This is a genomic window from Streptomyces sp. cmx-18-6 (assembly GCF_046548915.1).
Taxonomy (GTDB): domain Bacteria; phylum Actinomycetota; class Actinomycetes; order Streptomycetales; family Streptomycetaceae; genus Streptomyces.
Genome location: NZ_JAEBEP010000050.1, coordinates 1 through 597, shown reverse-complemented (window position 1 = coordinate 597; position 597 = coordinate 1). Strand labels below are relative to the sequence as shown.

Below are 597 nucleotides of genomic sequence, written 5' to 3'. Positions count from 1 at the left end.
CCCCCACCTGCGCACCCAGGCACTCGCCCTGATCGAACAAGGCCACCGGCACCTGATCCTGGACCTCGGAGCCGTCACCTTCTGCGACTCCTCCGGCTTCAACGCCCTCGTGGGCATCTTCCGCTGCGCCAAGACCGCCGACGGCACCCTGGTCCTGGCCGCCGTCCCCGACCGCCTTGCGCGGATGCTGGACCTCACCGGCCTGAGCGCCCTGCTACCCGCCCACCCCACCGCCGCCCACGCCCTCGTCGCGCACAGCCGCACCCAGGGCACGGCCACCGCGTAACCCCGGCGGTGGCCACCGGATAAGGGCGGCCCCGGGAAGCGTCAGAGAGGTCACGACCAACTCGTGGACGGCCTCACCAGTGCCCTCAGCCCAGGAGGCGACGGCCTCCTGGGCATCTTTACGCCCCGCCCGACCCAGATCCGCATCGGCTACTCCCTGGTCTCCAGGGACACCCTTGATCACGATGCGGTCACGGCCGACAGGTTTTTCAAGATCGGCGTCACACGGGAGCCGAAAAACACACCTGTAGAAGGTGCACGGCGGGATCAGCCCGCCCCACCACCAGGAGCACCCCTGTGGCGAGCGCTGCC

1 protein-coding gene is annotated in these 597 nt (G+C 69.8%); it reads left to right on the top strand.

Going from position 1 to position 597, the window contains the following annotated elements; all coding sequences use genetic code 11:
• Window positions 1–286 (top strand): STAS domain-containing protein (locus tag ACLJPL_RS34085; protein WP_411084817.1); only part of this gene is annotated, 286 nt, incomplete at its 5' end.
• Between the last annotated feature and the right edge of the window lie 311 nt (window positions 287–597).